The 25,145-nt window shown below is 30.4% G+C and carries 15 protein-coding genes and 2 pseudogenes; 2 read left to right on the top strand and 15 right to left on the bottom strand.

The genetic code is table 11. From position 1 onward, the window contains the following. Positions 1 to 52 precede the first annotated feature (52 nt). The 4 genes and pseudogenes from rsmA to QZV12_RS01710 all read right to left on the bottom strand — a co-directional run bounded on the left by rsmA (position 53) and on the right by QZV12_RS01710 (position 3,244). Positions 53 to 922, bottom strand: coding sequence for a 16S rRNA (adenine(1518)-N(6)/adenine(1519)-N(6))-dimethyltransferase RsmA (rsmA, locus tag QZV12_RS01725; protein ID WP_295616221.1), 870 nt, complete (start codon positions 920 to 922; stop codon positions 53 to 55). A 279-nt stretch (positions 923 to 1,201) separates the two neighbouring features. After that, positions 1,202 to 1,828, bottom strand: a pseudogene (locus tag QZV12_RS01720) (DUF655 domain-containing protein); the annotation flags it as partial. A 769-nt stretch (positions 1,829 to 2,597) separates the two neighbouring features. Further along, on the bottom strand, positions 2,598 to 2,948 hold the full coding sequence (locus tag QZV12_RS01715) for an RNA polymerase Rpb4 family protein (RefSeq protein ID WP_295616218.1): 351 nt from the start codon (positions 2,946 to 2,948) through the stop codon (positions 2,598 to 2,600). A 5-nt stretch (positions 2,949 to 2,953) separates the two neighbouring features. Next, on the bottom strand, positions 2,954 to 3,244 hold the full coding sequence (locus tag QZV12_RS01710; protein WP_295616215.1) for a 50S ribosomal protein L21e: 291 nt from the start codon (positions 3,242 to 3,244) through the stop codon (positions 2,954 to 2,956). A gap of 581 nt (positions 3,245 to 3,825) precedes the next feature. On the opposite strand from QZV12_RS01710, the gene dltA reads away from it, so the two are divergent. Further along, on the top strand, positions 3,826 to 13,485 hold the full coding sequence (gene dltA, locus QZV12_RS01705) for a D-alanine--poly(phosphoribitol) ligase subunit DltA (protein ID WP_295616213.1): 9,660 nt from the start codon (positions 3,826 to 3,828) through the stop codon (positions 13,483 to 13,485). 345 nt (positions 13,486 to 13,830) lie between these two features. On the opposite strand, the gene QZV12_RS01700 is transcribed toward dltA, so the two are convergent. The 11 genes and pseudogenes from QZV12_RS01700 to QZV12_RS01650 form a co-directional block, all read right to left on the bottom strand. Further along, the gene (locus tag QZV12_RS01700; RefSeq protein WP_295616210.1) at positions 13,831 to 14,220 is read right to left on the bottom strand and encodes a hypothetical protein; all 390 of its coding nucleotides are present in this window, start codon (positions 14,218 to 14,220) and stop codon (positions 13,831 to 13,833) included. Next, positions 14,220 to 14,540 carry a hypothetical protein gene (locus QZV12_RS01695; RefSeq protein WP_295616209.1) on the bottom strand — a complete coding sequence of 107 codons (321 nt, stop codon included), beginning with the start codon at positions 14,538 to 14,540 and terminating at the stop codon, positions 14,220 to 14,222. The genes QZV12_RS01700 and QZV12_RS01695 overlap by 1 nt, the downstream gene beginning before the upstream one ends. A 25-nt stretch (positions 14,541 to 14,565) precedes the next feature. Beyond that, positions 14,566 to 14,838: pseudogene (locus QZV12_RS01690) on the bottom strand (glycosyltransferase family 2 protein); the annotation flags it as partial. 195 nt (positions 14,839 to 15,033) lie between these two features. After that, on the bottom strand, positions 15,034 to 16,077 hold the full coding sequence (locus QZV12_RS01685) for a glycosyltransferase family 2 protein (RefSeq protein WP_295616206.1): 1,044 nt from the start codon (positions 16,075 to 16,077) through the stop codon (positions 15,034 to 15,036). A gap of 109 nt (positions 16,078 to 16,186) precedes the next feature. After that, a complete protein-coding gene (locus tag QZV12_RS01680; RefSeq protein WP_295616204.1) occupies positions 16,187 to 16,816 on the bottom strand; it encodes a hypothetical protein in 630 nt (209 codons plus the stop codon). Next, positions 16,711 to 17,232 carry a glycosyltransferase family A protein gene (locus QZV12_RS01675; protein ID WP_295616201.1) on the bottom strand — a complete coding sequence of 174 codons (522 nt, stop codon included), beginning with the start codon at positions 17,230 to 17,232 and terminating at the stop codon, positions 16,711 to 16,713. The genes QZV12_RS01680 and QZV12_RS01675 overlap by 106 nt, the downstream gene beginning before the upstream one ends. Before the next feature lie 153 nt (positions 17,233 to 17,385). Then, a complete protein-coding gene (locus QZV12_RS01670; protein ID WP_295616199.1) occupies positions 17,386 to 18,825 on the bottom strand; it encodes an MATE family efflux transporter in 1,440 nt (479 codons plus the stop codon). A 174-nt stretch (positions 18,826 to 18,999) separates the two neighbouring features. Continuing rightward, positions 19,000 to 19,872: a beta-1,6-N-acetylglucosaminyltransferase gene (locus QZV12_RS01665; protein WP_295616196.1), complete on the bottom strand. Its 873-nt coding sequence runs from the start codon at positions 19,870 to 19,872 to the stop codon at positions 19,000 to 19,002. Positions 19,873 to 19,876: 4 nt separating this feature from the next. Further along, a complete protein-coding gene (locus QZV12_RS01660) occupies positions 19,877 to 20,902 on the bottom strand; it encodes a glycosyltransferase family A protein (protein WP_295616193.1) in 1,026 nt (341 codons plus the stop codon). Between the two features lie 259 nt (positions 20,903 to 21,161). Further along, entirely contained in the window at positions 21,162 to 22,424 is a 1,263-nt protein-coding gene (locus QZV12_RS01655; protein WP_295616190.1) for a tRNA pseudouridine(54/55) synthase Pus10, read from the bottom strand. 177 nt (positions 22,425 to 22,601) lie between these two features. Further along, a complete protein-coding gene (locus QZV12_RS01650) occupies positions 22,602 to 23,942 on the bottom strand; it encodes a signal recognition particle protein Srp54 (RefSeq protein ID WP_295616187.1) in 1,341 nt (446 codons plus the stop codon). 354 nt (positions 23,943 to 24,296) lie between these two features. On the opposite strand from QZV12_RS01650, the gene hpt reads away from it, so the two are divergent. After that, positions 24,297 to 24,863 carry a hypoxanthine/guanine phosphoribosyltransferase gene (gene hpt / locus QZV12_RS01645; protein WP_295616184.1) on the top strand — a complete coding sequence of 189 codons (567 nt, stop codon included), beginning with the start codon at positions 24,297 to 24,299 and terminating at the stop codon, positions 24,861 to 24,863. Positions 24,864 to 25,145 lie beyond the last annotated feature (282 nt).

Below are 25,145 nucleotides of genomic sequence, written 5' to 3'. Positions count from 1 at the left end.
CTCAGTTAATATGCTCTTTTTATTTCGAATTTTCCTATTTTTGTTTTAATCTTCAGTTAATATGCTCTTTTAATAAAATAGATAGTTCCATAATGCTTTCTGGGGATAGATTAATTGTTCTTTCCAATAATAATTCTTTGATTCTCGGATTTTCATCTTCCAAATTGTTTAAAATGGATTTTAATTCTTTTTTGTCTTTAAATCCGATTATATGTCTTGAATCGATTAATGCATTCCGTGCCTTTTTGTTTCTATGTTGGAATAATGCCTTAACGACTTTTGAATAGATTTTAAAATCATCCTCTGCTATTTTGTTTTCTTTTGGCTTTAATTCCACAACTGAGGAGTCTACCTTAGGTGACGGAATAAATGATTCTGGAGAAACCTTTGTTAAGAACTTAATGTCTGCCTTAAAGTATAGCATGGCAGAAAGCCTTGAATATTGCTTAGTTCCTACCTTACCGTTCATTCTATCTGCAAATTCCTTCTGATACATTAGGATGGCAAGGTCAAAGTCATATTTTAGGAATTTAAAGCTAATTGGTGAGGATATCTGATAAGGGAGATTTGAAACAATCTTGTTGAACTCTGGAAAATCCACTTTAACTGCATCTCCATTAATAAGCTCTACATTATCTATGCCTTCCTTTTCCAGTCTCCTTTTTAGAATGTTAAAAATAGTTGTGTCCTGTTCAATGGCAATTACATGCTTTGCCCTTTTGGCAAGTTCAATGGTAAGTGTCCCTATTCCTGGACCGATTTCAAGTACTGTATCCTCTTTTGTAAGTTTGGCATACTCTATAATCTTCTTTCTTTTAAAATCATCTATAAGGTAATTTTGACCTAGATTCTTATTTAGGATAATCCCGTTTTCCTGCAGGATTTGTTTAGTCTCTTTAGCTAAGGATATTCTTTCAGTCAATCAATCACCTTTTTGCTATTAGAATAGTTATTGTTATTTTCAAATGCAATAATTTAAAAGATAATATTTGATTAATGGCATTTAATATTTGGATTAGGATTAAAAAATAAAAATAAAAAAAGAAATGAGTTTAAACTCTTTTGGAGTTTACTCATAAAATTATTCTTTGCTTTCAGCTTTAGCCTTGTTTTGAGGTTTTCTACCTCTATTATTGTTTCTATTAGGTTTCCTACCTCTGTTATTCCTATAACCTTTTCCTTTACCTTTTCCTTTTCCGTATTTTTTCTTTTTATTGGCAGGATGTTTGCTAGGAATTGGGGTAAACATGTAATACTTGTTTTTTCCTCTTTTGACAGTGGTAGTGTCAAGTTCCAACCTTACTCTTTTTGCAAGCATATCCACAGGATCTCCGAGAAGAGGAACCCTTTCTTTTAAGTCTTCAAAGCTTTTGAAAGGTTCTTTTTTACGCTCTTCCAAAATCATTTGGGTATGCTTTTTGCCGATACCTGGAATTAACTCTAATTTATGCATTTTAATGTTGAGGGAATCTATTTCATTAAAGAATTTTATATAGATGTCTTCCTTTTCAGAAATGATTTCCTTAATTGCATATTCCAATTCGATTTTACTGGTTGCTGTTAAGTTTTCAAAGTCTAATAATCCTTTTACCCTATTTACTTTGTCCCTTTTTCCAGATCCTATATAGACTTTGTCATGAATATCTAAATCAATACCTTTAGGTGTAACTTCGATTAATGTGAATTTGTCTACTCCAATAGCCTGTGCAATAGGTTTGCCATGAGCATTTGGCTTTTCTGGATTTACGTACCCAAATTTAAGATAATCTAAAATTATAATGTACTCCTCTTTCTTTGGATTTGGATTATCAATGTTTGGATTATCCATATTTTCACCTCATAAATTTTAATGTTTTTTAGTAGTTTTATTAATTTTTATGTCCTTCTTGTTTTTTGTTAAGTTTTGTAAATTTACAGATATTATCAAAATTTTAATAGAATATTAGTATATTTCTATTTTATTAATATTTATAATTTTATTATTTTTTCACTAAAAATGGTTAAAAATTGTAAAAATACTAGGCATTTGAAATTTTTTCATGGTATTGTTAAATTAAAATCGTTAAGTTAGATTTTTGTCAAAAGTTTATATCTTGTAAATCAAGATTGTACATTTTTAATTGTAAAAATAGGGTTTGTAAAAAAAAAAGAATAACAAATAAATGTTGAATTTAATTGTTAAAATTAAAATTTTAAAAATAATTGTTAAATGAATGTTGAAAATGGAAAAATAAAATTCATTCAAACTTTTTACAGTTGGAAATGGTTTAAAATTTTTAAAATAATTGTTAAATGAATGTTGAAAATGGAAAAATAAAATTTATTCAAATCTTTTACAGTTGGAAATGGTTTAAAATTTTTAAAATAATTGTTAAATGAATGATGAAAATGGAAAAATAAAATTTATTCAAACCTTTTAATGTTTGAAATAGTTTATAATAATAAAAAATAGTTTAAAATAATAGAAAAATAGTTTAAAATATTTAAAAATAGTTTAAAATATATAAAAAAGTTTAAAGTAGTAAAAATTGTAAAAAAAAGTAAAATATGTCATCATTGAAGAATAAAAATAGAAAAATAGTTGAATAAAAGAGATTTTATAAGAATAAATCATCTTCAGCATCGTATTTTTCTAAAATTTCAAGAATTTCCTTCATTTCATCTTGAGAAGGAGCATTCCTTTCTTTAGCAAAAACTAATCTTAGGTCTGCCATGTCTCTTGGTAAAACATCAGCTATACGTACAGCTTGTTTGTATTCAACATAAGCTTCAAGTTCTTCGATTAATTTTTCTGTATCTTCAAGGGAAAGTTTATTTAGATTAGTTGCATGATCTAAAGTTAAGTTTTGTTCATAGCTAAGTTCGTGCTTTTCAGAGAACTCTTCAAGAATTTCTTTAACTTTAGCTGCAGGTATTGGTTTAGTTTCTAATGTATTTTTCCCAATCATTGTACTCACTCTTGTAATTTTAAGTGTTCAGGAGTAACGATTAATTCTTTTGCTTTATTACCATCTTTTAATGCAAGTATGTAAGCTTTACCTTTTTTGTCAACTACTTTAGCAGTTTTTCCATGGAATCTGGAATGAGGTTGGCCTTTTTGGATACTTGGGTCGATGATAATGTGAACCATAGCACCGTTATCAAATTTTTGAATTCTTCTGGTGATTGGGTTAGAACGACCAGGTCTTACTCTTTTGGTCAATTTTTTTCTACTTCTACTTTTAAATCCTCTGGATCTTTGCATTTTTATACCTCTTTAATATTGTTTTTTAATATTTAATAGTATCAAAATATAAAACCCATCATTTTATATCTTTTTAAATAGCTAGTAGCCTAGTACAATATTTAAGTTGAATATCATAGCTTAAGCCCTTCGGTTTAGCTATTCAGTGTAAAAGCCAATGCATAATCTTCATTTAGACTTAGCCCTAACCGTAGGTTTAATTGATTAAAACATATCTAAATATTATACATTGAAAGAAAAAAATATCAAAAATATAATAAAATATCATAAAATTTTAATGACTAGATTTCAGCAATAATCTAATCTTCTATTTTTGATAATATTATAATATATAACTTAAGATATTAATAAATGTTATGTTTTTTTTTTTAATTGGGCTCTTTATTAAAACCTTGTAGTTAAACTAAAAAAATTAAATTTTATAGGGGCTATGAATGTGGTTTGGCAGTAATAGTGGTCTTTTATTTTTTTTAGGAAATATAAAGGTGGTAGGCAGCAATATTGAACATTAATTAATATAAGAAATATAATTAAAAATTATATAGTATATTGATTAAATATTATATTATACTGGTGGTCATATGAATAATGAAATTAAATTTTTAATAAAGAATATTCCCGCTGATAATGATTATTTGGCGGATTTTTTTAAAGGAATTGAATCTTTATTAAATATACGTTTTGATGAAAATTTAAAACCTTTTTACACTAACGATGAAATAATTTATGAATTTAACGATGTTTCTGATTTTAATATTAATGAGATTGATAGGGAAATTGATTCATTCTTTAATTTCAAGTTTGATATTGTTATTGATTCACCATTATACAAATTTTTAGTTTTAAAAAATAATGAAAAATTAACTATTTTAGCAAATATCCATCATTTGATTTTTGATTATTCTTCAATAAATAAATTTTGTGAGATTTTTAATAATCCACAGTATAAATCAGTTGAAAATGACCTTTTAGGATATTATGATGATGTAGATGATTATTTATCTTCATATGATTTTAAAAGAGATTCTGATTTTTGGAATAATTATTTTTCAGATGCCGGTAATTATGTTAAGTTCTATAACCTCAAATCAGATGATTATAGAAATATTGAAATTTCATTTGATAATGAGGCCACCACTAAATTTTTAAATGAGCATGATATTTCTAAATTCAATTTCTTTACTGCAATTTTTGCACTATATTTGTCTAGAATCGATAGATCTCCTGGTTCCATTTTAAAATCTGTTGTATCCAATGATTTTGGATTATTTGATAAAAGCACATATTTAAAAATTAAATTTTTTAAAGATTATTCATTCCTTGATTATTTAAAGGAAATTAAGAAAGTTTACAAACTTGCAACTGAAAATACAAAAGTGGATATTGACAATTATTTGAATACTGTATTTTATTCATACGGCATTTATGATTTTACTGGATTGTCTGAAGATGTGACTGTATTAAATGGAGAAAATTCTTCTTTAACATTAAATGTTTATGAAAATTCATTGAATTTAGTTTATAGTCAGGATCTTTTTTCAGATGTTTACATGAATCATATGGCAGAAAATATTGAGTTTTTGATAAAGGATCTAATTGATTGCCCTAATCAGCTTTTAAAAGACATTAATCTTCTTTCACCTAATGAAAAAGATTTGCTTTCAGATTTTTGCAAGGGAAAGGAAATTGAAATTGATGATGACGGGGTATTTGCAAAAAATTTCCGCGACTATGCCTTAGCCCATCCTGATGCAATAGCCGTTGATGATGGGGTAAATAAGGTTTCTTATGGAGATTTGGAAAAGTCAAGCAATTCAGTTGCTAATGACTTGCATGAGAATTATGGAATTGGTTTCAAAGATCATGTTGCGTTAATGCTTCCTCGTGATTATCATTTCCCTGAATTGGTATTGGCATTGAATAAAATTGGCGCTGCATTTGTTCCAATTGACCTTTTATTGCCTATTAATCGTATAGAATATATGATAAATATTGCACAGATAGAAAAAATCATTACAACAAGGGATGTTGCAAATTCAAATAATTTCAATATTGATACAATACTTCTTGAAGATTTGAGCTATGATGATGAAGTCGATGTGGAGATAATCCCTAAGGGCAATGATTTATTTTCCATTATGTTCACTTCAGGAACAAGCAATATTCCAAAGGGAGTTATGATTTTAAATAAGCAAATTTCTAACTTGCCCTTTATAATAACACATTTTTTTAATATTTCTCCAGGTGAGGTTGTTGGATGTTTCCTTAGCTTTAGTTTTATAGCATCATATCTGATATTTGTAACATTAATCTATGGCTGTTGCATTAGGATTTTCAATGAACGGGAACAAAAGGATATTTTATTGTTGATCAAATCCCTTAAAGAGCATCCTATGAATAGTTTAGTTTTGCCTCCATCTATAGGGGTTCCTATTTATGAAAATGAAGATTTAAAATTAGATTATTTGTGTTTAGTCGGTTCAAAATTAAATGAATTAATTAAAAAAGAGAGACATACCAAATTAGTCAATATTTACGGTTCAACTGAAATAATCATTGGAGTTTTGAAAGTTTATGATTTAAATGATATAAGTAGTGAAAAAGTATCAATCGGTGGACCAATCCCAAATGAAAGAGTTTATGTGCTGGATGAAAATTTTAATCAGATGCCAATAGGCGTTCCAGGAGAAATATGTATTTCCAGTGAGTATATAAGTTCCGGATATTATAATGACCCTGATTTAACCAAGAAAGTCTTTGTTGATGATCCATTTAGTGATAATGGAAAGATGTATCGTACAGGAGATATTGGCTTTTTTAATTTTGATGGTGAAATTGAAATTGTCGGCCGTGAGGATAACCAATTATCCGTTAGAGGATTTAGGGTAGAATCCGATGAGATTTTAAATATTATGAAAGAATTCAATGAGTTTTCTGAGATTTATTTGGATGTGGACCATGATACTCTCATTGCTTTCTACACAATCAATGATGAAGTCGATATGGAGGATGTAACAGATGCTTTAAAAATGGAATTGCCTTATTATATGGTTCCTTCATTATTTATAGAATTAGAAAAGATTCCTTTAAATGTTAATGGTAAAATTGATAAGGGTTCCATAAAGGAAATGTTAAAGAAGCAAAATTATAGTGATCATATTGAAGATGAGATTCTTTATATTGTTATTCAGGCTTTTAAAGAAGTTTTAAATCAGGATATTATTTTGATAGATAGTGATTTTGTGGAATTTGGAGGCAACTCTTTATCTGCAATGAAAATGCAAATCTTATTGAAAGAAAAAACAGGAGTAACCTTATCTTCCAATGAACTAATTGAACTTGGAAATCCTGCAAATATTGCAAACAAAATCAAATTTAATTTGAATCTTCACACAACAATTGATGTTAAATATACATTTGATGGATTATGCCCATTATCTGAGTCTCAATTAAACGTTTATTTTGATGAAATGGGGTATGAAGCAAAAACAGAATATAATAATCCATTTAAAATCGAATTCAATCATTCCTATTCTGTAGATGAAATAAGAAATGCTATAAAAAGTTTATTGGAAGTTTATCCTGTTTTATCCTCTCGTGTTGTTAATGATGAAGGTGATTTATACCTTAGTTTTGATGCCAATCCAGAAATCAAAGAAGGATCGATTGATGAGATTGATGAGTTTGTCCAACCTTTTGAATTGGATAAGTATCTATCCAGATTTTTGATAGCAAACACTGAAAATTCAACAGTATTATGTATGGATTATCATCATCTAATTTTTGATGGTGCTTCTGCCAATGTTCTTTCAGAACCATTTTTAAAAATTTTACAGGGTTCTAAAGTAAATTCAATTGATGATGGTATTTTAAGGCAAATTTCATTTGAAGAGAGCATATTGGATTCAGACTATTCCAAAGAGGCACAGGATTTCTTTGATATGATGTTGGCTAGTCGTGATGAAGTTTCTGATTTGATACCTTCTGTTAGTTTTGATGGTGAGGATATTTCTGATTTGATGCCTTCTGTAAGCTTGGGTGATGGAGATATTTCTGACTTGAAATCTTCCAATGAATGTAGAGAAATCATCTCCTGTTTGGAAATGGACAACAGCAAATTAAGAGACTTTTTGCAAAGCCACTCAATCACTCACAATCAATTTTTCTCAAGTGTTTTTGCTTATGCATTATCCAGATTTACAGGATCTTCCAAGGTCTTGTTTAATTTGCTTGAAGATGGAAGAGGACATATCGATTTATCAAACTCTGTAGGAATGTTTGTTCGTACTTTGCCTTTGCTATTGGATTGCAAGAATCAAAGCGTCAGCTCTTTCTTAAGATATTCTGCAGATATGGTTAATTCTGCAATGAAATACGACTTGTATCCATTCCGTGTTTTAGCTAATGAATATGATTTGGATTCAAGCATTCTATTCCAATATCTTCCTAGCATGATTCAAAGCGATAATTTTTCTATTGAAGAGTTAAGGCATGATGAAAACAGCGACCTATTGTTTAATCTATATGATTGCAATGATGGAAGATTTGCAGTTAGGGTTTTCCATTCAAACAAATTCAGCATTGATTTTGTCAAGTCATTCATTGATGCTTTCAGCAGGATTGCATTGGAAATTTTGGATGTTGACTTATTGGCTGACATCAATTATGTCTGTGAAAAGGATTTGGAATTTTTAGATTCCTTCAATCAAACAGAAAAGGATATGGATTATGCCGATATTTTAGATGCCTTTAATGATAACTTGTCTAAAAATCCTGATAATGCCTTGGTTTCATTTAAGGACAGTTCCTATTCCTATGCAGAAGGGGCTTTTATTGCATCTCAAATAAGCAATAATCTAAATGATTTGGGAATTGAATCTGGTGAATGTGTATCTTTCTTGCTTAGTCGTAGTGAATGGTATTTGTTCAGCATTTTAGGAATTTTAGCAAGTGGAAGCATTTTCGTTCCATTGGATAGCTCTCATCCTGATGAGCGTCTAAGATTCATGGTGGAAGACACCTCTTCCAAGGTCATTATTGTTGATGACAGCACATATCCACGTGCAAAGGAACTGTTTGCTGATTTAACCTTATTGAATGTGGCAGATATTAATGTAAATGGAGAATTGTCACAATTGTCGGTTTCCTATAATGATTTGGCTTGTATATTATATACCAGCGGCACTACCGGTCTTCCTAAAGGTGTTAAAAATACCAGAAAATCCATTTTAAATGTTTGCGCTTTCTATAATGACAAATATGATTTGGATGAAAATGATGTTTATGGGCTCTTCTCAGGAATTGGATTTGATGTGACAATTTTTGTCATCAATGCAGTTCTTTATTCTGGAGCTTGTCTCTCTGTGGTTCCAGATGAAATCAGGCTTGACATGCATAGGATGAACGAATACTTCAAAGAGCAGAATGTTAGCCATGCCTTCATTACAACTCAGGTTTCAAAGCTATTCATGAATAATGTTGACTGCAGCTATTTGGATCTTTTGCTTGTTATCGGTGAAAAGCTAGGGGAATTTGATAATTCTGGAGATTATGCGCTGGTTGATGCATATGGTCCTACTGAAGCATTTGCATTTGTAACAGCAATTGAAAATAATGAAAAGATTGACTATTCATCAGTAGGTTTAATCGATTACAATATGAAATCCTATGTCCTTGATGATGAATTACGCAGGGTTCCTGTTGGAGCAGTTGGAGAGTTGTACCTGTCAGGTGACCAACTTGCTGACGGCTACTTAAACCGTCCAGAAAAAACAGCAGAAGCATTTCTTGACAATCCTTTTACTGATAATCCATACGATGATGGCTATAGCATAATGTATCGTACAGGAGACATGGTTAGGATTCTTCCTGATGGAACCATTGGATTCATTGGCCGTCGTGACACTCAAGTGAAAATCAGAGGCAATCGTCTTGAATTGGGAGAAGTTGAAGCGATTATTCGCCAATTGGATTATGTAAAAGACCTTAGCGTTCAAACGATTCAAAATGGAGATAATCATGAATTGGTGGCATATATTGTTTGTGATGAGAAGTATAATGACTCTATTAAAGAGTTTATAAGTGAAAACAAGCCTGATTATATGGTTCCTTCACATATCATCAATTTAGAAAGGATTCCTCTAAATGCCAATGGAAAAGTTGATAAGAAGGCATTATTGGATATTGGATTCAATGATTCAAAAACAGAGTATATAGCTCCAAGAACAGATGTTGAAAAGGATATTGTCAATGCATTTGAAAATGCATTCAACATGTCAAAAATCAGTTTGCTTGATGATTTTGCCAATTTAGGTGGTGATTCATTAATAGCCATTAAATTGATTTCCTATCTTAAGGATTACAATGTCACCTCTGCAGACATTATGAGTCTGCGCACTCCAAAGGCAATTGCAGATAACATTACAGAAGATACTTTTGAGTGGGATATTTATTCTATAGATGAAGGCTGTCCTTTAAATGAGTCTCAACTGAATATTTATTTGGATGTTGCCACAAGGATGGATGTAGATTCCTACTTCATTCCATTCGTAATTCCTATTCCTAAAGAGTTTGATGAAAATGAAATAATAACTGCTTTAAACATGCTTTTCATGGTTCATCCAATTTGTTCAATGTGCATTAACGATGATTATGAAATTCCTCATATGGTAAAAGGCAGAGTGCCTTCCATTTCAGTTATGTCTAATGCTGATGACATAGAGATTTATAAGTTTTTAGCCGATCCTTTTGATTTGCATGACAGCTTATGCAGATTTTTAATAGTTAAGAATGATGACGGTCATGTATTGTATTCTGTTTTCCACCACTTAATTTTTGATGAAAGGTCTATCCATGTATTTAAACATGATTTTAAACATATCCTGAATGGAGGATACATTGATTTCAGCAATTCATCATTTGATGAAGAAAGAGTTGATTTAATTGCCTATTCTAATGAAGAATTGGCTGATTTGATTTCAGATTCCTCTGAAGAATCAATCAAATTCGATGATTCATTCTTAAAGGTTTCTGCATTCCATACCCAAATTAAAAATACTGAACAATACAAGGATGCTCAGGAGTTTTATGGTTCCATGTTATCAGATTTTGATAGCGCGGGCCAATTATTGGAAGATGTTTTGCCTGATGGTCCAGGCTTCGCATCTTGTGATTTGGATTTTGATCGTGATTTGCTTGAAGAGTTTTTAAGAAAAAATTCAATCAGCGAATATGTTTTCTTTACCAGTGTATTTTCCTATACATTATCTAGATTTACAGGAAGCAATAAGGTTGGATTCTGTGTTGATGACCATGGTCGTGACAGGTTTAACAATTTTGACTCAATTGGAATGTATGTCAATACCTTGCCTTTATTGGTTGATACAGAGGATAAGGAAATCTCCTTATTTGTTGAGGATATGTCTAATTTAATTTACAATGTGCTTCGGTATAATTATTATCCTTATAGGAATTTGATATTTGATCATGAGTTGGATATGGAAATATTATTCCAATTCTTCCCTGCTTGGTTAAACAAGGATGATTTATTCTATAATGTTGACAATAAGATAATTGACAATATTGTTGACTTCAATATGGATTTGATAATGAACGTAAATCAAAAAGATGATGGATATACTTTAAATGCCCAGTATTCAAGCAAGTATTCCAAGTCTACAATAAATAGGTTTATGGAGACATACAATAGGGTCTTATCACAAATGATGTGTGTTGAAAAATTATCAGACATTGAATATACTGACTCTTCCGACTTGGAGCTATTGGACAGCTATAACGAAAGGGAAATGGAAATTATCTATGATGATATTTTAGATGCATTTAATGATAATCTCGCCAAATGTCCTGACAATAAGCTTGTTTCCTATAATGACATTTCCTATACTTATGGAGAGGGTGCATTTATTGCAAATGAGATTAAAAAGCTTTTAAATGGAGCAGGCATCCAATCTGGTGATTTTGTTCCATTCCTGGTTCCTCGCAGCGAATGGTATCCATTGTTAAATCTTGGAATCCTGTCTGTTGGTGCCATATATGTTCCATTAGACGACATTCATCCTGATGAACGTTTGAAATTCATTTTAAATGATATTGATTCAAGAGTGCTTATTGTAACTGATGATACCTATGAAAGGGCTAAAGCCTTATCTGATGATTTGATTCTTATAAATGTCTCTAATATTGTTAAGGAAGATATTGGGACTTTAAGCTATTTGGAATATGAATATGGTGATTTGGTAAGCGTTCATTATACCAGTGGAAGTACTGGTGTGCCTAAGGGAGTATTAGGCAGGAGAAAGGCAATCACTAACCTTTGCCAATATTATATTGACAATTATGATTTGGACAGCAATGACGTTTATGGATTGCATACTGCAATAGGATTTGATGTAAGCATTTTTGTCATTGCTGTATCGATTATTGCTGGGGCATGCTTGTCTGTCATTCCAGAGGATGCTAGGCTGAATATGGCTAAATTAAATGATTATTTCATTAGTCAGAACATTACACATTCATTTATCACAACACAGCTTGGAAAGCTCTTTATGGAGGATGTTGATGATGCTCCACTTGATGTGCTCTTTGTCATCGGTGAAAAGTTAGGGGATGTTGCAAGTCCTGAGAACTACCAATTGGTTGATTCCTATGGTCCAACTGAAACTTTCAACTATGTCTCCCATATAAGCAATTCTCAAAAGATCCATCATTCATCTGTAGGCTATATTTCCTATAATATGAAATCCTATGTCTTGGATGAGGAACTTCGAAGGGTGCCTATAGGTGCATTAGGGGAATTATACTTATCCGGCCGTCAATTAGCCCAAGGGTACCTGAATCGTGATGAAGGAACTTCAAATGCATTTTTAGACAATCCTTTTGAAGAGATTGAAGAGTATGCTAAGATGTATCGTACTGGTGATATGGTTAGGGTATTGCCTGATGGAAGCCTTGGTATAATCGGAAGAAAGGATGGTCAAGTAAAGGTTAGAGGAAACCGGGTTGAATTAGGTGAAGTGGAAGCTGTAATTCGTGATTTGACTTTTGTAAAGGATGTCACTGTCCAAACAATTAGGAATGGAGACAATTATGAATTGGTGGCCTATGTTGTTTATGATGATGTTCTTCCTGTTGTCAAGTCAGTGAAGGATCATGTTACTGAACGTAAGCCACATTATATGATTCCTTCATATGTCATTGAGTTAGATGAGATTCCTTTAACTGTCAATGGAAAAGTGGATAAGAATGCCTTGCCTGAAGTGGAATTTGAAAGCTTGATGTCAGATTATGTGCCTCCATCAACTGAAACTGAAAAGATAGTTGTAGATGCATTTAAAGCCGTTTTCAATCTTGAGAAAATAGGCATTTATGATGATTTCGTTAAATTGGGAGGTGATTCCCTAAAATCAATCAGGGTCACAACATTTCTTTCAAAAAACAATATTGAGTTTAATGCAAGGAGCATATTGCTTGAGAGAACTCCTTATAGTATTGCACAGATAATAGATTATGTTGATTGTGACAATTCATGCTCTCTCATTAAAAAAGGGATTAATGATCAAAACATGTTTTTAATTCCTCCTATGACAGGATTTTCATTTGAATATTCAAATCTTGTCCATAGCATTGACTTTGAGGGAAATGTTTATGCAATAGACGATCCTAAATTCAATTTGTCTTTAGAGGAAATTAAGTCATTGGAGAATCATGGCAAGTATACTTTAGATAAGTTCTATGAGTTGATAAAGGATATTTTCAACGATGGAGATATTCTTGTAGGATACTCTTCCGGAGGAATATTCTCACTTCTCTTAGCTGAAAAATTAGAAAAAGAAGGAAAGACAGCTAAATGCATACTTATAGACGGTTTACTAGCCTTTAAAGATGTCCTTTATACAAGAGAGACATTGTATAAGGATGCACTTGTCCATTGGAAGCACCATGAATTTGATTTCATTGTAGGAATTGAAAGAAAAGGTACTAAATTTGAAAAATTTGTTGAAATAACCTTGCAGAATGTGAATATTGACTTTAAGGAGCCAAGATTGAATTCCCCTGTTCTTTACTTATCAACTGGCGAATTGTTTACAATTGAGCAAATTAATGAAAAATTAGATTTAATATCTCCGAATAATAAAATCAAGTTGATTGAGTCTACAAATCATAGTGATATACTGAAGGTTGACTATTGGAAGTTGGTTCCTTTCTTTAATGGTGATTTTTAGTGGTTGATTCTATTTTTAGGATTGATTATTAAAAATCCTTTTTTTTTATTCCTATGGTTTCTTTTTTTGAGTTTGTAAAAAAGTTTAGGCTTAAAATCATAATATTGATTTTAACTTATAAAGAAATCTAATAAAATTAAAATAAGCCTATAAAATTTTACAGTCTCTTTTTTTTCTGTTTTTGATGATATTTCTGTTTTTTTTATTCATATGAGTGCTCGCCAATATTTTTTTAAAAATTTTTTTCTTTATTTTTAAAATTAATGGTTTTTAGATGTTTTTGAAATAATTTTTATAGTTTTGGCGGACACTCAGTCAATGAAAATCCCATAAGTGCAGATTGAATTATCGTGGGTGCCACATTGACCTTTCTATTTTTTCTTCTTCCCAAACCTTTTTTTTATTTTTTAGGAAAAGATAACTTATCCGTATTTGTTGTGTAATAAAATTATTTGATTTGATGGTAGCATCATATATTGCTTGATATTTATAGTATAGTTCATCATAAACATCTTCAATTTCTTTTTTATGAAGAATATAATCTTTTTTCATTTTTTCATAATATGCCCATTTGGTTCTAATGCCTAATCGGGATAACATATATTGATTTGTACGGATTATATGCTGGTATAAATAGGGCTTTAACTCTTCATATTTTCCATAGGCTCTTGCCACATCATTAACATAAAACATTATGTCAATGTAATCCAAATATTTCTTATTAAAAGTAGTCATTATGGAATTTCTTCTGTCACGTTTGTGACATAAGTGTTCCAGTAAAAAAAATATGTTCTTTCTGATTTAATCAGTGCTTCTAGGAAAAATGGAACATCTTCAAATATATACCCATTTAAAAATTTAATATCCTGTATCAGTTCTCTTTTAAAGAATTTTCCTTGTAGATTTACGCACATCTCTGGGGCAAATTCCTTAACATCCTCAAATGTGAAAACATTATCTCCAATTTTCCTTTCTAAATAATTCATTTCTGTGTAATTGGATTCGAATTCTTTTTTTGTCTTGTTGTTGAAGTGAATTATCTTAAATAGGATCATGTCTAGTCTTTTTTCTTAAGCTAATTTATAAAACCTTTTCAAAGGCATCCAATTCTAGATAATCGTCACTATCCATAAAATAGATATATTTTCCCTTTGCAAGACTTAATAAATAGTTACGAGTGTATCCCACTCCTTTATTTTCCTTGTTTTCATAGACCCGTATTCGAGAATCCTTTAAAGCATACTCATTCAATATATCCAAAGTTGAATCTGTTGATCCGTCATCAATGCAAATTATTTCCATTTCCTTGAAGGTTTGATTTACTATGCTGTCTAAGCATTCTCTGATATATTTTTTTTTTTTTTTTTTTTTTTTTTTTTTTTTTTTTTAATGGAGTATCCGCTAAAAGTATGAAAAATATCTAAAAAAACATCTAAAAACCATTCATTTTAAAAATAAAGAAATAAATTTTTATAAAAATATATTTTTGGCGAGCACTCTAATGTTTGGATTTATTGGAACCTTTGAGGACCTTATACTATAATATTATTATTTGTTCCAAATTAAGTTTTCCATTTCCACATCTTTTCGGTATTGTTTTAAATTTCTATTTATACGATATAATACTCTTGATTCGTATGTAATATAATTGTCGGATTCAATGCATGCTTCATACATTGTTTGATACTGGAAGGGAATCTCATCATAAACTTCTTCGATTTCATTTTTATTGCAGATATAATATTGTTTCATTTTTTTGAAAAACTTAAATCTGGTTTTTAAATTCACTTCCCTTATCCTTTGTTGATTTACAGATATGCAGTGTTTAAAAAAATATGGTTTCAGTTCTTCATATTTACCATATCTTTTTGCAATCTCTATAATATTGTCAAACTTATCCATTATTGCCAAATAGCTTTCATCCTTGCTTTCCATAATGGAATTTTTTCTTTCCCGTTTGTTGCATAGGTATTCTCTAAAAAAATAGATTCTTTTTGCCCTGAGAAGTGCTTCAAAGAAAAAAGGGTTATCTTCAAAAATATTTCGATTTGGAAATTTTATATCCTGAATCAAATCTCTTTTCAATAATTTTCCAGGTAAATTGACGCATATGTGGGGAGCAAATTTCTTAACATCCTCATAAGCGAAAATCCGGTCTCCAATGAATTTTTCCAAATAATGCATCTCAGTATAAACAGATTCGAATTCTTTTTTTGTCTTGTTGTTGAAGTGCCTTATCTTAAACATTAGGATGTCTAATGATTTTTCTTCAGTTAGATTATAAGCTTTTTCAAGGGCATCTAGTTCGAGATAATCGTCACTATCCATAAAAAAGATGTATTTTCCCTTTGCAAGATTTAACAAATAGTTTCGAGCATAGCTCACTCCTTTATTTTCCTTGTTTTCATACACTCTCAATCGAGAATCCTTTAAGGCATACTCATTCAATATATCCAAAGTCGAATCTGTTGATCCATCATCAATGCAAATTATTTCCATATCCTCGAAGGTTTGATTAACTATGCTGTCTAAGCATTCTCTGATATATTTTTCCACATTATATGAAGGGATTAAAACTGAAATTTTAACCATGTTATTACCGTGTTGCCTTTTTTTGAAAAATGTTTAATTTTTTTTTCACTTTTTTGATAATATTTTTATATTCCTCCCACATTAACTTTTCGAAATTCTATTTTTTAGATTAATTCTTTTCCCACTCTGAATTTTCCATTTTTCTCTCTTGCCAGAATTTTTCTTTATTTTTTCTGAATAGATAGTTTTTCCTTATTTCGTATGTAATGTAATTGCTTGATTTAAGGCATGAATCAAACAGTGTCTGATATATAAAGAATAAATCGTAATAAATTTCTTCGATTTCATTTTTATAGTCGGTATATTTTTCCTTCATTTTTTTAAAGTACTTCAATCGGGTTTTCAAACTTAATTGCATTATCATAAATTGATTTGTACGAATATAATATTGAAATAGATATGGTTTAAATTCTTCATATATGCCATATCTTTTTGCAACATCCTTTGAAAAATCTATCACATCAACAAAATCCAAATAGCTTTCATCATAACTTGTCATGATTGATTTTTCTCTTTCACGTTTGTGGTATAGATGTTCTGTGAAAAAATACATTCTTTTTGCTTTGATTAGCGCTTCAAGGAAAAAAGGATAATCTTCAAATATGCGTCCTCTTTGAAATTCAATATCCTGAATCAGGTCTCTTCTAAACAATTTTCCATGCAAATGGACACACATTTCAGCAGCAAATTCCTTAACATCCTCAAAAGTGAAGACATTGTCTCCAATGAATCTCTCCAAATAATACATCTCGCTGTAATTGAATTCAAATTCTTTTTTGTCAAATCATTAAAGTGCCTTATCTTAAACATCAGCATTTCTAATGATTTTTCTTCAGCTAAGTTATGGAGCTTTTCAGAGGCATCCAATTCAAGATAATCATCAGCATCTATAAAAGAGACATATTGTCCCTTTGCAAGACTTAATAAATAGTTTCTAGTATATGCTACTCCTTTATTTGCATTGTTTTCATATACTCTTATTCGAGAATCCTTTAAAGCATACTTATTTAATATATCTAAAATCGAATCTGTTGATCCATCATCAATGCAAATTATTTCCATATCCTCGAAGGTTTGATTTGCTATGCTGTCTAAGCATTCTCGGATATATTTTTCCACATTATATGAAGGGATTAAAACTGAAATTTCTACCATTTTATGATCTTATTATGATTTTTTTTAAAATAGTGAGGGGTTGTTTTAAAAAGTGTTAATTTTTTGGTCTGTAAAAATCTTTTTTAAATGAATATTTTAGAAATTTTGGATTGTTTTTTGTCTAAACAATCAGTCCTTTAATTTGGAAGTCCTTTAATTTGGAGTTATATCTGCATCTTCATCTTCTGCCCTTTTTCTCTCTAAAAACTCATCTAAATCTTTTCGGAGCATATGACCGTATATAGTAATTTGCACAAATGAACCAATCAATAAAACATAATAAACACTATTTATGATATGTAAGTTGTATACCATTATGCTTAAGACAATTAGATCTACAATTATGCCGACAAATATTATTATAAATGACTTGAAGGGCTTTTCAATTGAAAGGAACATACTATCCACTAAGGTGGCACCTGCTTGGAATATGTGAAATGCGGATAAGAATTTTATTGCTAATGAAATTTGATTTATTACAACCATATCCTTTGTTTGGTATAATGTATAGCTTAAAAAGTCTGATCCAACGAAGAATAAGAGACAAGGGATAATTGTACATACCTCAACTACAATCAAGGAATATCTGAAAGTTTCCCTAATTTCTTCCCATTGGTGGCTGCCTATTAGGAATCCGCTGATTGAAAGCATTGATGAAGAAAAAGCGGATAATGGAATGCTTATGAAAGACATTATTTTTCCACTAAAAGTGTATGCTGTAATATACACTAAACCTTCATATATAAAGAATCTGTTTAATAAAATTGTAAAAATCAATGACATGATTGATTGGCCTATTATTGGTCCAGCAATTTTTAAGTTCTTTTTTAAGGTATTAAAATCTCTATCTATATCATAACCAATATTTCCAACAGAAATATATTTTCCTTTTTTTCTAATTATCACCAAAATATAAATGATAGCACTTGTACCTGCTGAAATCACGGTTGCTATTGCAGCTCCTTTAATTCCTAAGTGAAGTGTATATATCATGATAGGGTCTAAGATAACATTTAATAAACAGGTTGCGGCAGTAATATAAAGGGGTGCTTTAATATAACCTTGTAATCTTAAAAAGAATGGTGCAATATCTGTAGTGAAGAAGATACCCATGCATAAGATTAAAATAGTTAAGTAATCATAACAGTACTCAAAGCTTACGCCTGCACCGACAACATAGAGTATTTTATCTAAAAATGGCAGTACTATCAATGGAACCAATATGCCTAGAGCAATAATCATTATTAGTGTATTTTTAACAATACTGTTTGATTCCAGGACATTTTGTTCTGCCATAGACTTTGAGAGAGATACATTAACGGAATTACCAATTCCAATTCCAATAACAGTCAATAATAAGAATATTGGGCTGGATAATCCTACTGCACTAACTTCTACATGGCCTAAACCACTAACCCAGATTGAATCCATAAATGTAACAAAGAAAATACTTCCTAAAGAAACAATTGCAGGAAATGCCAATTTAAATAATGCGGATTTTGGGTTTTTCGCTATTTCTTCAATGTTTCTGTCTGATTTTGCTTCAATATCGCTAGCCTTATAAATTTTTTCAATATTGGTGCCATCATCCATTTTTTTCACTCTTTGTTATGAATATTAATAGGTATTTTTCAAGTTGCCTAATATTTTCTATATATCTTTTTAATTACAATTTAAGTACAATAGTTTATATTTTTATTAAATAGTATTTAATGATTTATATAAACTTATATCATATATGTTGTTTATATTTTCCTATCTGTTTTTTTATTTTAGTTTTTTGTTTAGGTAATCGATTATTTTCCTATCTGTATTGATGTCAAATTTTCTTGCAAAGAAAAAATTTGATTCCTCTATTTCCTTTAAATCTTCCATTTTCCATATGTATGGTTTTCCTCTTTTCCAATCGATCAATCTTTTGCAGGAATCATAATTGTCATCAAATCCTTGATAATAGAGATTATTCTTAAATTCTGAATTATAAAGAATTGTTTGCATATAAATTTCATCTGGGTGTGCTGTGAATCTTAGTTTTTTCATTAATTCTGATTTGGAAATTGCAAATTCAGCGAATTTATCAGTTATGCTAAACCAGTTAGCACCAGTATAAAGTTTAATATCCCGTCTTTTAGTTCTATCTATTTTAAGTCGCATCTGCAAATGCAGGAGCTTAATATCTATCCTTCTACTCCATGATGCATCATTATGATTTCTTATGAATCTATAATACTTATTCCAGTATACTTTTTTTTCTGTTAGTTTTAAGCATTGAAAATGGACAAATTCCTTTCCATAATGTTTATTGAAGTAAGCATGGATTTTTTCCGGCTTTTTCAATGGAAAATCTTCTCCTGAAATCAAATGAAGATAATCGTATTTTTCTTCTGTTTCCAATGCTTTTCTTATTAAAAACAGTTCGCAGTAAACTTGTGAAGAGTGTCCCCAATAGGTTCTAAATTTCTTGTAAATATGCATCTTTGAGTTTTCACATTTTTTTATATCTTCAATTCTCATTTTTGATTTTCTATCAATATGGATGAAAATGTCAAAGCATTCGCTATCCAATACATCTAATTGTTTATTAAGTATTTCCAAATTTGAATAATTATGGGCAATTATTAGGATTGCTTGTTTATTCAATCAATCAACTCCATTTTAAATATTCCCTTATAAAATCTATTATTAATCTTGGAAAATGCATTAAAAATTGACAAAAGGATCTAAGCATAAATATTTTATCATTTTCCGTTTTGATGCAAGAATCATAGATTATTTGGTATATTTTGTATAAGTCATCGTAAGCTTTATCATATTCCTGTTTATTGTCAATAAAATCCCTTCTCATCCGAACATAGAATTTAGATTTATATCTGAACTTTGTATACCTATAGTAATAGGTAATGTGTTTAATTCTAAATTGCAAATAACTAGTTTTTAATTCATCAAAGATGTCATTTCTTTTTAACACATCACTAACATGATCCGCCATATAAATTATATCTGCATTTTTATAGTCATGGGTATGTGACAGGGACCTCCTTCTCTCACATTTGTAGGTTAAATGCTCTTGGAGAAAATAAACCCTTTTAGCATTAAGCATGGCTTCAATGAAAAAGGGGGTGTCCTCAAATATTTTTTCATTTGGAAATCTTATATCGCAAATCAAGTCCCTTCTAAAGAGTTTGCATTGCAGGTTTACGCATAAGTAAAAAAGGTATTCCTCTACATCCTTATAATTGAAGACCTTATCTTGTACAATTTTTTTTAAATATCTCATTTCTGTGTATCTAATTTTGAAATAGTCTTCACTGTCCTCATAGAAATGTATCATCTTAAACATTAAAATGTCTAAGGATTTTTCTTCAGAAATATTATAAGCCTTTTCGAGTGCATCAGGCACTATATAATCGTCACTGTCTAAAAAGAAAATGTATTTGCCTTTTGCAAGTGTTAATGATATGTTTCTTGAATCGCCTATTCCCTTGTTTTCATCTTTTGGATAAACTGTTATTCTTGGGTCTTTTAAGGCATATTCATTTAATATGTTTAGAGTATTGTCTGTTGACTTGTCATCAATGCATATTATTTCCAGATCTTTAAAGCTTTGATTGATTACACTATCTAAACATTTTTGAATATGTTTTTCTATATTGTATGTGGGTATAATCACTGAAATTTCAACCATATATTCAGTTTTATAGTTTCTCTTTTATAAACTTATATTTTAATGTTTTTTAAACTCTCCCTTTTTTTGGAAATAGGTGATGTTCCACAATTATTTTTAATATAATTATATCGAATTTTGACTAAAAATAATTGTGACACGTCCTCAACAGTTTTTAAAATAGGTTTTATAATCCTTTTTTTGTTTATTCCTTTTTTTTAATTATTTTCTAAACAGCATCTTTGGTTTAGTTAAATGGTATGACTTATTTTATTCCAACTTCAATCACATCAAGTTCGGCACAAATGGCTTGGGTGCCTAATACTTCGCTTACACTTGGATTGGATCTTCCTTCATCGCTGGAGATAAGCTCTTTAATATATAACCCGCCTTCTGTTTTTATAATCATTTCAAAGGTTTTAGAGTCTATGAATTTAGCTTCAATATTTTTGACTTCCTTTTCCCTAATCTTATCTGCCCTTCTATGTGAAACCCTTATAGGAGTTCTTTGCTGAATGATATGGAGGGATTGGAGCTTTTCCAAGTCCTCTTCCTTAATGTCATCCTCACATTTGACAAGAGCCCTATAAACTTTATAGGTGTCTGGAGATGATCCCTTTATCTCCACTTTTCGTTTTCTTTCTGTAAACTTAAGGTTTAGGTATTCTGTTTTTCCTTTAGCTGTTTGTGAAACCTCTTCGGATATCTTGTCAAAGTCTATCTTTCTTATCTTAGGCTCTTTTATTTCAAGAACGAATGGCCTTCCTGTACCAAGCATTCTAACATCTATGTCTTCCCTACCGGCACCATGGAATTTGGCTTCGTAACCATTTGCATGCTTTAGGACAACTTCAGATAAAAGCTCTTCAACTGATTCTGGGTACTGCTTTCCAGTGAAATTGCATTCTTCACAGCCTTTTCCTTTACATTTGGTGCAAGGCCATTTGGTTTGAGGTATGCCTCTAATAAGCTTTCTGTATCTTCCTTCAATGAAGATTGGATTGATTTGAAGTCTGACTCTAATTGGATTTTCCTGTCCTTCATTCAATATTCTTCTAAAGTCAACCATTACAAGAACATCTTCCCCATCAAAATCAGCTTTCTGTTCAAGATTAGCTTCAAGCATCTTTCCAATTTCTCTATTGACTTCCTTTTTGATTATTTCAACATTGCAATCAAATTCGTCGCTGATTTCCTGATCCTTTTCAACGATTTCCTTTGGCAATTTGCAGCCTACAACAAAGGTGTCAAATTCAACATTGAGGAATTCTATTTTTTCTCTCACCAAATCAAGAACTTTAGTATCGATGTCTTCAAATAAATCATGGCAAACAGCGCATTTTTCCCTATTGCTTTCATTAGGAGCATATGGTTCCAGATTTAGCGCCTCTCTAATCTTAATGCCTCTTTCTTCATTTCCATTTCCGTCCACACAGTCTGAAAACTTACGTCCAAGGCAGTGATTACAGATATTTCCATTTGTATAATTAATTAATTGCTCTGCTTTATCTAATATTTCCTGATTCAATTAAATTCCTCTCTAAAAAGATGTTGTAAATAATATAAAATAAGAATGATTTTTAAATTTGATTATTAAAAAAATTTAAGGTTTGTTTTAAGTTTTTTTGTTTTTATAAGTTTAAACATTGAAAAATTCAAAATTTAATTCAAAATAGATAAAAAAACTAATGAAATAGATTGGAATCTATTTCATAAATTGGCCCATAAGTCTATTCATTGCGCCTCCACCTACTCCTCTACGTCCAATACCTTTCATGGCCTTTTTAGTATTGTTGTAGTATTTCAATAATTCCTTCACGCTGTTTTCATCTACACCAGCTCCTCTAGCGATTCTTTGTATACGTGACTGTTTGATTATTTTAGGGTTTAGCATTTCCTCTTCAGTCATTGAAGACATGATGACCTTAAACTCATTGATCTTTTCTTCAGTCATTTGGCTTGCTTCTTTAGGTATCTTGCCTCCTAAACCTGGAATCATATTCATGACCTGTTGCATAGGTCCCATGTTGTTCATCATTTCAAACTGATTTTGCATATCCTTTAAAGTGAATTTGCCGCTAAGCATGTTGTTCATGGTTTGGGTTGCTACATCTTCATCAATAACTTCTTCAGCCTTTTCAACAAGGCTTCTGATGTCTCCCATACCTAATAATCTTGAAATGAATCTTTCAGGGTCAAATGCTTCAAACTCATCGATTCTTTCACCAGTACCAATAAACTTAATTGGTGCACCAGTTTCAGCTACTGCAGAGAGAGCTCCTCCCCCTTTAGCAGTACCGTCTAATTTTGAAATGATTATTGAACCAATATCTGTTGCTTGTGAAAATGCTTTTGCCTGTTCTCCAGCCTGTTGACCGATGGTACCATCAATAACGAGAATGGATTCGTCTGGTTCGATGATCTTATCCAATTTGTTCATCTCATCAATAAGATCCTCTTCGTTTTTATGCCTACCTGCAGTATCGAAAATAATGACCTTTTGATTTTTGAAATGCTTAAGCCCTTTCTCAGCAAGGTCTAAAGCATCTTTATTGTTTGGGTCTCCATAAAGTTGGATTTGCATATCTTCAGTTAATTGCCTTAACTGCTCATATGCTGCAGGTCTCCATGTGTCTGTACATACAACAGCAGGTGAGAAACCTTTCTTCTGCAAGTATTTGCATAATTTACCGATTGTGGTGGTTTTACCACTACCTTGCAATCCTAAGAACAATATTTTAAATGGTTTTTTATTGATTTCAAGCTCTTTAGCTTCACTTCCAAGCAACTTAACCATTTCTTCATAGATAATTGTAATTACATGCTCTCTTGGTGTTATTCCTTTTGGAGGCTCTTCGTTAAGAGCTCTGTCTTCGATTGTTTTTGATAATTGTAAAACAAGTTGAATATTTACGTCAGCTTGAATTAAAGCTCTTTGAATATCTTTGACAACTTCTTTAACAACCTTTTTATCAATAACACTCATTCCAGCCAATTTTTTCATGGTGTTTGTAAGGTTTTCTCCTAAACTTCCTAACATTGACATATTTTCCCCTCCATATTTCTTTTCGATGATTAATCAATATTATTTAATATTTAATTTTTTCATTTCAGTATTGGGATAAGTATTATCCTTCAAATCATTTTGAATAGATTAACTATTTCTCAACTGTTTCCAAAACTAAAAAACAAACCAATAGTTTATCTTATAAAGTTAAATGTATAAATTAATATTATATAAAAGTTTATTTATCTTTTATTATATAATTATTGATGTGGATACATAAATTTTGTTTTGATTATTATTAAAATATGCTAATTTATGTGATTTTCATTTTAAAAAGTTAACAAAAATTATAAAGATTACAATAATGGTTTATAATGGTATTGAGGTTTAAAAATGCTAGAAAAATTAGTTGAGTCATTAAGAAATGCGCCTGTTGTTAAAAAAGGGGATTATGATTATTTTGTTCATGGTATCAGTGACGGTGTCCCTGCAATGGACCCAGCAGTTTTAAAGGAAATCGTTGAGGTTATAAATGAGAAGTTAGACTTATCCAATGTTGATAAGGTTGTAGGGGTTGAAGCGATGGGAATTCACATTGCAACCGCTTTGTCTTTGGAAACTGGCATTCCTTTCCTGGTTATCCGTAAAAGACAATATGGTTTGGAAGGTGAACATGAAATATTAAAGCATACCGGTTATGCAACCTCTAAATTATATGTCAATGACTTGAAGGAAGGGGACAATATCATTTTAGTTGATGATGTTGTAAGTACTGGAGGAACCCTTACTGCTTTAATCAATGAATTAAAGGAGATGGGTGTAAATCTGGTTCACATTGTTGTAGCTGTTGAAAAAGGAGAAGGCAAAGGCGTTGTTGAAGAAGCTACCGGTGAAAAAATCAGGACTCTTGTAAAATTGGATGTTGTTGATGGAAAAGTTGTTGCTGAGTCACTATTGTAAGCGATTTCTTTTCTTTTATTTAATTTAATTCATTTGATTGATTACTTTAATCATTTTAATTAATAAAGCTCTAGTCAATTAATTTAATCATTTTAATTAATTAATGGCTCAATTAGTCAAAATAATTTAATTATTTTAATTCGATATGATTAAATTTATTTAATATAATTAAATTTTAAAATATTAATTAATTTTTATTATTATGTTTGTTTTAATCATTTTAGGAAATATTTTTCTAAAGCGATTAAAATCTGTTTTTATTATTTAAATCATTTCATTATT

Origin of the sequence: uncultured Methanobrevibacter sp., from assembly GCF_902769175.1 — an archaeon.
Lineage (GTDB): Archaea > Methanobacteriota > Methanobacteria > Methanobacteriales > Methanobacteriaceae > Methanobrevibacter.
The sequence above is the reverse complement of the archived record's forward strand: the minus strand, read 5'-3'. Positions and strand labels throughout refer to the sequence as shown.